Genomic DNA, 8,514 nt, shown 5'->3' on the forward strand with positions numbered 1-8,514 from the left:
CCGGCCCTCCGCTCCCTTCGTGGGGTGTTGCGTCGGCGCGGGGTTACCCCAGGCCGTTCTTCATCGCCGAGATCAGCTCGCCGTTGCCGGTGTCGCCGGACAGCTCCCAGAAGAAGCCGCCGCCGAGACCCTGGCCGTTGGCGTACGACATCTTGCCGCCGATGGTGGCGGGGGTGTCGTAGCTCCACCAGTTGCTGCCGCACTTGGCGTACGCCGTACCGGCGATAGTCCGGTTTGCCGGGCAGGTGTTCTTGAGCACCTTGTAGTCCTCGATGCCCGCTTCGTAGGTGCCCGGCGCCGCGCCGGTCGCGCTGCCGCCGGGCGCCTCCTGGGTCACCCCGGTCCAGCCCCGGCCGTAGAAGCCGATGCCGAGCAGCAGCTTGCTCGCCGGGATGCCCTTGCTCTTGAGCTTCTGGATCGCCGCGTCGGAGTTGAAACCCTGGGTCGGAATCCCGGTGTACGAGGTCAGCGGCGAGTGCGGGGCCGTCGGGCCCTGCGGGGCGAACGCGCCGAAGAAGTCGTAGGTCATCGGCATGAACCAGTTGACGCTGTTGGCGGCGCCCGCGTAGTCGGTCGCGTCGATCTTGCCGCCGGCGCTGCCGTCGGCCGTGATCGCGGCGGTGACCAGGGCCGACGAGCCGAACCGGGACCGCAGCGCGGCCATCACGTTCTTGAAGGCGTTGGGCCCGCTGGCGTCACAGGACAGACCGCAGGCGTTGGGGTATTCCCAGTCGATGTCGATGCCGTCGAAGACGTCGGCCCAGCGCGGGTCCTCGACCAGCTGGTAGCAGGACTCGGCGAACGCGGCCGGGTTCTGCGCCGCCTGGGTGAAGCCGCCCGACCAGGTCCAGCCGCCGATCGAGTAGATCACCTTGAGGTGCGGGTACATCCGCTTGAGCTTGCGCAGTTGGTTGAAGTTGCCGCGCAGCGGCTGGTCCCAGGTGTCGGCGACGCCGTCGACGCTGTCCGCGGCGGTGTAGGCCTTGTCGTAGTCGGCGTAGGAGTCGCCGATCGAGCACCGGCCGCCCGTGGTGTTGGCGAACGCGTAGAGGATGTGCGTCAGCTTCGCCGCCGAGCCGCTCGTGGCGATGTTCTTGACGTGGTAGTTACGGGCGTAGACGCCCCAGTCGGCGAAGTAGCCGACCAACTTCTTGCCGCCGGTCGGCGGGTTGGTCGGCGGGTTCGTCGGGTTGCCGGTGGGCGGGTTGGTCGGGTTGCCGGTCGGCGGGTTCGTCGGGTTCCCCGTCGGCGGGTTGGTCGGCGTCGTGCCGCCCGAGCAGGACGCGCCGTTGATCGTGCAGTTCTGCGGTGCCTTGTAGGCCCCGGTGCCGACGTACCCCCAGCTCACCGACGCGCCCGCGGCGAGCGGACCCATCCAGCTCTTCGGCGTGGCGACGTAGTGGTTGTTGGTGCGCACCACGTCGGCGTCCCAGAAGCTGCTCATCGTCGTGCCGGCGGGCAGGTCGAACTCGATCCGCCAGGTGGACAGCGTCGCGGTGGAGCCGTTGGCCACGGTCACCCGCACCTCGTGGCCGCTACCCCAGTCGGAACTCGCGGCGAATGTCGTGGTGACCGTGCCGGCGCCGAACGCGGCGGCGACCGGGATTGCGGCCGCGACCACCACCGCTGCGGCGCCGGCCCAGAGGGCCCGGCGCACCGAGGTTCTCATAGGACGCTCCCTTTAGTTAGGAAAGTTTCCAAATAGTTGAGGAGACGCTACTCACCTCCTCAACACCTCGTCAAGATGTGCATGTATCGATTTCTTGGTAACCGCGAAGAGGTAACGTCGCGCGCATGACAGTGCTCGACACCGACATCGACTCCCTCGCCGGCGGGCCGGCGGACCTCAAGCAATACGCGGGCAGCACCGTGCTCGTCGTCAACGTGGCCTCGAAGTGCGGGCTCACCCCGCAGTACGCGGGCCTGCAGAACCTCTACGACACCTACGGCGACCGCGGCCTGGTCGTGCTCGGCGTGCCGTGCAACCAGTTCCACGGCCAGGAACCGGGCAGCGCCGAGGAGATCGCCGAGTTCTGCTCGGTCAACTACGGCGTCACCTTCCCGCTGACCGAGAAGGTCGAGGTCAACGGCGACGGCCGGCACCCGCTCTACGCCAAGCTGGTCGACGCGCCCGACGCCGATGGCTACACCGGCGACATCCGGTGGAACTTCGAGAAGTTCCTGATCGCGCCGGACGGCACGGTCGCCGCGCGGTTCGGCCCGCAGACCACCCCGGACGCGCCGGAACTGGTCGCCGCCATCGAGCGCCAGCTGACCTGACGCGAGTTCCGCTCGGGGGACACCGTTCGGGCGGGCAGTCGGGCCGACGGGGGACGGTCCGGCTGCCCGACCGGACATGATCTGTGCATTGTCAGAATTTTCCACCTTTCAGGCCTTGCGGTCCGGTCCGACTGACGGGACTCTGTTCGCGTGCTGCGATCCTCGTCCGCAGGAGGAGATTCGATGACCTCTGCGCGTCCTGCCCCCCACGCGCTACGCCGGCTGGCCGGTGCCGCCGGTGCCGTCCTGATCGGTGCCGGCCTGACCGCCGCGATCGCCGCGCCGGCCTCCGCCGAGGCCGGCGTCGGCTATGTGCGCCTCGCCCACCTCTCCCCCGACACCCCGCCGGTCGACGTCTACGTCGACGACCTCGGCGGCAAGGTCAAAGGCATCAAGCTCGACGCCGTGCCCTACGGCGTCGTCTCCGACTATCTGTCGATGAAGCCCGGCACCTACGCGGTGTCGATGCGCAAGGTGGGCGCCGACCCCAAGTCGCCGCCGGTGCTGACCGAAGAGGTCAAGGTGACCGAGGGCAGCGCCCACACGGTCGCCGGCACCGGCCGGTTCGCCGACCTCGGCCTGTCGGTCATCGACGACGACATCTCGGCGCCACCGTCCGACGAGGCCAAGATCCGGGTGCTCCAGGCGTCGGTCAAGGCGCCGGTGCTCGACATCCGCACCACCGGCGGCCAAGACATCGGCAGCGGGCTCAAGTTCGCCACCACCAGCGACTACCGCGGCGTGAAGCCGGGCGACTGGACCATCGACCTGACGCCGCAGGGCGGTTCGGCCACCAAGGCCAGCTGCAAGCTCGCCGGCGGCACCACCTACTCGCTGTTCGTGCTCGACGGCAAGAACGGGCTCACCACCGACCTCAAGGTCGACGCCAAGGCCGGCGAGATCACCCCGGTCGGCGGCGTCGAGACGGGCGGCGGCGGCACGAGCCGCACCAGCATCGCCCTGATCGCCGGCCTGAGCCTGGTCGTGCTGGCCGCCCTGGTCGGCGTCGGCGCGGTCGGCCTGCGCCGCAGGGCCCGGCGCACCTGGTAAGAAGCTTGAGCAGCACAGACGAGCGGCCGGCCTCGGCGGTGATCCGGCACCGCTGGGGTCGGCCGGCGCGCCGCACGACGGTCGGCCTCACCGCGACGGCGCTGGCGCTGTGCGCGGCGGCCGGCACGACGCTCGGCCTGGCCGCGGGCGACGCGGCGGCGCCGCCGACCGCGCTGCGCTGGCACGTCGGCTGCCTAACCACCTGCGCCCGGCCGGTCGAGCTGTCCGAGGTGGTCGACCCGCTGGCCGCCCTGCCGCCGCCGTCAGAGGTGCGCATCCCGCGCGTCGACATCCGGTCCAAGCTGGTCGGTCTCGACCTCGACAGCACCGGCGAACTCGAGGCGCCGGCCGACTTCGCCAAGGCCGGCTGGTATGAGCAGGGCACCCTGCCCGGCGAGCCCGGCCCCGCGGTCATCGCCGGCCACGTCGACTCGCACAAGGGCCCGGCCGTTTTCTACCGGCTGCGCGAACTGCGCCCCGGCGACACCGTCGAGGTCCGCCGGGGCGACCAGTGGCTGCCGTTCCGGGTCGTCGCCACCGGCCACTACCCGAAGAACGACTTCCCCACGTCGAGCGTCTACGGCGCCACCCCGGGCGCCGAGCTGCGCCTGATCACCTGCGGCGGCGAGTTCGACCGCCACAAGCGGTCCTACCGCGACAACGTGGTGGTCTACGCGGTCGACGCGCGCCGGCCGGCGCTGCCCCCGACGAAGGGCGACGGCCCGACGGCCTGGCAGTGACGCCCGCCCGGCCGCGCTCGTTGATCAGGCCGTGCTCCCCGACCTGTCGCGCTTCCAGGTGCACCGGGAGGCGACCGACGTCGACCTCGACGGCACGCCGATGCCCGGCCTGCACGCGACGTTCCACCGCCGCCCGGTCGGGACGCGGACCGAGTCCGTCGGCGTCTACCGCTACGCGGGCATCAAGATCTTCATGGCCTGGGGGTACGTGGACGAGCCGCACTGCCGGTTCACCGCGTACGCGCGGGCGCACGGGTGGGGCGCACCGCGCCGGGGCTGCCCCTCCGTCGACGCGGTGCGCGACCTGTTGGCCACCCTGGGCCCGGTGCCCTATCCCCGCTGACGCCACGGGTGTCGGCTCGGAGACCGCGAATCCCCGAACGTGGCGCCGGCGTTCCCCGGCAAGGGCACCGGGTCCGGGCCCGGGCTAGTCGACCGGCGCGGCGGCGGGTTCCGCGACGGTCGGGCCCGCGTGGGCGGTGGCGAGCCGCCGCACGGTGACGAGCGAGAACAACGTCAGGGTGAGCGAGAGGACCAGGCCGGCGGCGTGCCAGCGCGGGTCCGGGATCGGTGCGAACCCGAGCACGGCGGCCGGCAGTTGGACGATCGCGACCAGCGCCAGCAACGCCGGCCGGCGACCCGTCCAGAGGTAGGCCGTCCACAGCGGGGCGGTCACGACGGCCAGGGTGAGCACGTCGAGGGCCGCGTGCGCGTAGGGGTTGGCGACGTTGGCGTGCGCGAAAGCGGAGGCGGGCGCGGCGACCCACAGGGCCGCGGCGGTCGCGGCGACAACGGTGGCGAGACGTCGCATGACCGTACCTCCTCGCAGTCGGGGATTCACCATCTGTAATGACGGTAAGGCCCGGCCGCGGGGCCGCGAAAGGCTCGACCGCGTGAATGAATCTACACGGAAGAGTGTTCAGGCGTTCTGTTCAGCCAGTTCACGCGCCCGGTCGCGGGCCGCCTCGAGGGCCGCGAGCAGCGCCGCACGGACGCCGTGGTTCTCCAGCTCGCGGATCGCCGAGATGGTGGTGCCGGCCGGAGACGTGACCGCCTCGCGCAGCTTGACCGGGTGCTCCCCGGAGTCGCGGAGCATCACCGCCGACCCGATCGCGGTCTGCACGATCAGGTCGTGTGCCACCTGCCGGGGCAGGCCGAGCAGGATGCCGGCGTCGACCATCGCCTCGACGAGCAGGTAGAAGTAGGCCGGCCCGGAGCCGGACAGCGCGGTCACCGCGTCCTGCTGCGACTCCGGCACCCGCAGGGTCACGCCGAGCGGCTTGAACATCTCCTCGGCCAGGCTCAGGTGCGCGGCGGTCGCGTGCGGGCCGGCGGAGATCGCCGTCATCGCCTCGTCGACCAGCGCCGGGGTGTTGGTCATCACCCGGACGATCGGCACGCCGTCCTGCAGCCGCTTGGCGAAGAAGCTGGTCGGCAGGCCCGCGCAGAGCGAGATGACCAGCTTGTCGGCCGGCACCTTCGGGCCGATGTCGGCCAGCAGGGTGGCCGCGTCCTGCGGCTTGACCGAGATCGCCAGCACGTCGGCCTCGGCCACCGCGGTGACGTTGTCGACCACGCGTACGCCGTAGCGCTGGCGCAGTTCGTCCGCTCGTTCCGCACGGCGCGAGGTGGCGAGCAGCCGGTCGACGGGCCAGCCGGCGCGCAACAGGCCGGAGAGCATCAGCTCGCCGATCTTGCCCGCGCCGATCACGGCGACCGTCTTGTGCGTCATGGCTGCCCGCCCCCTCGTCGACGTGGATGGCTCAGGAGCCGAAGAAGACCTCGGCCTCGGTGTAGCGCTCCAGCGGCACGGTCTTGAGCTCCTTGGTCGCCTCGGCCAGCGGCACCCGGACCACGTCGGTGCCCTGGAGGGCGACCATCTTGCCCCAGTCGCCGTCGTGCACCGCGTCGATCGCGTGCAGGCCCAGGCGGGTGGCGAGGACCCGGTCGAACGCGGTGGGCGTGCCGCCGCGCTGGATGTGACCGAGGACGACCGTGCGGGCCTCCTTGCCGGTCTTCGCCTCGAGCTGCTCGGCCAGCCACTGGCCGATGCCGCCCAGCCGGACGTGGCCGAACGAGTCGAGCTCCTGGTTGTGCAGCACCATCTGGCCGTCGAGCGGCTGCGCGCCCTCGGCGACCACGACGATCGGCGCGTACTGGTGCTGGAAGCGCTTCTCGACGTAGCCCGCGACCTGCTCGACGTCGAAGTTGCGCTCCGGCAGCAGGATCACGTTGGCGCCACCGGCGAGGCCCGCGTGCAGGGCGATCCAGCCGGCGTGCCGGCCCATCACCTCGACGACGAGCGTGCGGTGGTGACTCTCCGCAGTGGTGTGCAGGCGGTCGATGGCCTCCATCGCGATGTTGACCGCGGTGTCGAAGCCGAAGGTGTAGTCGGTGGCGTTGAGGTCGTTGTCGATCGTCTTCGGCACGCCGACGACGTGCACGCCCAGCTCGCCGAGCTTGGTCGCGACACCGAGGGTGTCCTCGCCGCCGATCGCGACCAGCGCGTCGACGTCCATCGCCTGCAGGTTGTTCTTGATCTGCTCGACGCCGTTTTCGATCTTGAACGGGTTGGTGCGGGAGGAGCCGAGGATGGTGCCGCCACGCGGCAGGATGCCGCGGACCTCGGGAATGCCCAGCGGCATGGTCAGGCCCTCCAGCGGACCGCGCCACCCATCACGGAAGCCCACGAAGTCGTGGCCGTAGGTGGAGACGCCCTTGCGGACGACCGCCCGGATCACCGCGTTCAGACCGGGACAGTCACCGCCGCCGGTAAGCACGCCGATTCGCATGATCTGCTCATCCTCCTGATTGCGATCCTTGCCCCAAAGGGCGCACACATGGCCAGAGAGCCCCAGGATCGATCATCGGCGTCATTGCCGGCCCGGGGCGGGCCGCCAAATGCGCACTGTAGTCGCCGGGTGGAGGGCCGACCAGCGCGACCCACCCACCACCCGGTGAACGGTCAGGGTCCGGCGGGCGCCCGCATGGCGTTCCAGCGGGCCAGGTTGTGCCGGGCGTCGGCGAGGGCGTCGTGCTGGTCGGAGCCGGCGGCCGGTAGGGGCGGTTTGCCGAGATCGTCCCAGAGCTGCCGGAGCTCCTTGGTGAACCGCGGTATCGCCCGCGGCAGGGCCGGCATCGCACCCCAGAGCTGGGCCAGCACCACGTGGTCGTACGCGGCGTACCAGGCCCAGAGCTCCAGCGTCTCGCCGGAGGTGGCCCGCAACGGCGCGACCAGGAACTCGTAGAGGTCGTCGCGGATCCGCTCGCGCGACCGCCAGGCCTTGTCGGACGGGGACGGCAGCTTGTCGAGCACGTTGCGGCGTACCCAGGGCACGGCCCGCGAGTCGTCGAACTCGGTGGACACGGCGTAGAACTCGCGGCCGTGCTCATCGACAACACCGATCGACACGAGGTCGACCGTGCGGCCGTCCTCGATGAACTCACAGTCGTAGAAGTAGCGGTAGGTCATCGACCTCCATCCTGGCCCATCCACCCGGAGATTCGTTACCGTGCCCGGTCATGACGTTTTCGATCGTGGCGCGGTCGGCCGACGGGCACTCCCACGGCATCGCTGTCGCCAGCAAGTTCCTCGCGGTCGGCGCGGCCGTACCGGCCGCCGAGGCGGAGATCGGCGCCGTGGCCACCCAGTCCTACGCCAACCTGGCCTACCGGCCGCAGGCGCTGGCGCTGCTGCGGACCGGCGTGGACGCGGCCGGAGTGGTCGCCGGCCTGACCGCCGCCGACGACGGCCGGACCCAGCGGCAGGTCGGCGTCGTCGGGGCGACCGGCGCCGGGGCCACCTACACCGGCGCGGACTGCCACGACTGGGCCGGCGGCGTCGCCGGCGACGGGTACGCCATCCAGGGCAACATCCTGGTCGGTCCGGAGGTGGTCGACCGGATGCGGGAGGCCTGGCTGGCATCCGACCCGGACGCGCCGCTGGCCCGGCGGCTGCTCGCGGCGCTGCGGGCCGGCGACGAGGCGGGCGGCGACAAGCGCGGCCGGCAGAGCGCGGCGCTGCTGGTGGTCGCCCGCGGCGAGGGCTACGGCGGCACCAGCGACGTGGTGGTCGACCTGCGGGTCGACGACCACGCCGAGCCGGTGCCGGAGATGGCCCGGCTGCTGCACATGCACGAGTTGCTCTTCGGGAAGCCGGACCCGGCCACCCTGCTCGCCCTCGACGGCGCGCTCGCGGCCGAGGTGCGCGGCCGGCTGGTCGCCGCCGGCCACGAGGGTGCCACCCTCGACGACGCGCTGGCCAGCTGGGCCGGCGTCGAGAACCTCGAGGAACGCATCGTGCCCGGCAAGATCGACCCGCTGGTGCTCGCGCACCTGCGCAAGGCCGACTAGGTGTACTGCCCAGGCAGGTTGGTCGAGGTTGTGTGACGTCGGAGTGTGACGTTGCTGGACGGGTGAAGGCCTCCGGTTGTGGAGTGGAGCT

Annotated in this window: 10 protein-coding genes; 5 read left to right on the forward strand and 5 right to left on the reverse strand. The window is 71.4% G+C overall.

Annotated elements, in window-relative coordinates:
- Positions 1-43 precede the first annotated feature (43 nt).
- Positions 44-1,669, reverse strand: a complete 1,626-nt coding sequence (locus AB0J74_RS36445) for a glycosyl hydrolase family 18 protein (RefSeq protein ID WP_363457036.1) — start codon at positions 1,667-1,669, stop codon at positions 44-46.
- Positions 1,670-1,794: 125 nt separating this feature from the next.
- Between AB0J74_RS36445 and AB0J74_RS36450 the strand changes: the two genes are divergently transcribed.
- The 4 genes from AB0J74_RS36450 to AB0J74_RS36465 all read left to right on the forward strand — a co-directional run bounded on the left by AB0J74_RS36450 (position 1,795) and on the right by AB0J74_RS36465 (position 4,413).
- A complete protein-coding gene (locus tag AB0J74_RS36450; protein WP_363457039.1) occupies positions 1,795-2,280 on the forward strand; it encodes a glutathione peroxidase in 486 nt (161 codons plus the stop codon).
- Positions 2,281-2,463: 183 nt separating this feature from the next.
- Positions 2,464-3,330: a DUF4397 domain-containing protein gene (locus tag AB0J74_RS36455; RefSeq protein WP_363457042.1), complete on the forward strand. Its 867-nt coding sequence runs from the start codon at positions 2,464-2,466 to the stop codon at positions 3,328-3,330.
- A 5-nt stretch (positions 3,331-3,335) separates the two neighbouring features.
- Positions 3,336-4,070, forward strand: a complete 735-nt coding sequence (locus tag AB0J74_RS36460) for a class F sortase (protein WP_363457045.1) — start codon at positions 3,336-3,338, stop codon at positions 4,068-4,070.
- Positions 4,071-4,101: 31 nt separating this feature from the next.
- Entirely contained in the window at positions 4,102-4,413 is a 312-nt protein-coding gene (locus AB0J74_RS36465; protein ID WP_363457048.1) for a hypothetical protein, read from the forward strand.
- 84 nt (positions 4,414-4,497) lie between these two features.
- On the opposite strand, the gene AB0J74_RS36470 is transcribed toward AB0J74_RS36465, so the two are convergent.
- From AB0J74_RS36470 to AB0J74_RS36485, 4 genes are all read right to left on the reverse strand, one after another.
- Positions 4,498-4,881 carry a hypothetical protein gene (locus AB0J74_RS36470; protein WP_363457051.1) on the reverse strand — a complete coding sequence of 128 codons (384 nt, stop codon included), beginning with the start codon at positions 4,879-4,881 and terminating at the stop codon, positions 4,498-4,500.
- A 108-nt stretch (positions 4,882-4,989) separates the two neighbouring features.
- On the reverse strand, positions 4,990-5,802 hold the full coding sequence (gene proC / locus AB0J74_RS36475; RefSeq protein ID WP_363457054.1) for a pyrroline-5-carboxylate reductase: 813 nt from the start codon (positions 5,800-5,802) through the stop codon (positions 4,990-4,992).
- A gap of 31 nt (positions 5,803-5,833) precedes the next feature.
- Positions 5,834-6,862, reverse strand: coding sequence for a 6-phosphofructokinase (locus AB0J74_RS36480; RefSeq protein WP_363457057.1), 1,029 nt, complete (start codon positions 6,860-6,862; stop codon positions 5,834-5,836).
- A 173-nt stretch (positions 6,863-7,035) separates the two neighbouring features.
- Positions 7,036-7,542: a polyadenylate-specific 3'-exoribonuclease AS gene (locus tag AB0J74_RS36485; RefSeq protein WP_363457060.1), complete on the reverse strand. Its 507-nt coding sequence runs from the start codon at positions 7,540-7,542 to the stop codon at positions 7,036-7,038.
- Between the two features lie 50 nt (positions 7,543-7,592).
- Here AB0J74_RS36485 and AB0J74_RS36490 point away from each other — a divergent pair, with 50 nt between their 5' ends.
- Complete coding sequence (locus AB0J74_RS36490) at positions 7,593-8,423, forward strand: DUF1028 domain-containing protein (protein WP_363457063.1); 831 nt, start codon at positions 7,593-7,595, stop codon at positions 8,421-8,423.
- The last annotated feature ends 91 nt before the right edge of the window (positions 8,424-8,514 follow it).

The organism is Asanoa sp. NPDC049573 (genome assembly GCF_040676615.1).
GTDB lineage: Bacteria > Actinomycetota > Actinomycetes > Mycobacteriales > Micromonosporaceae > Asanoa.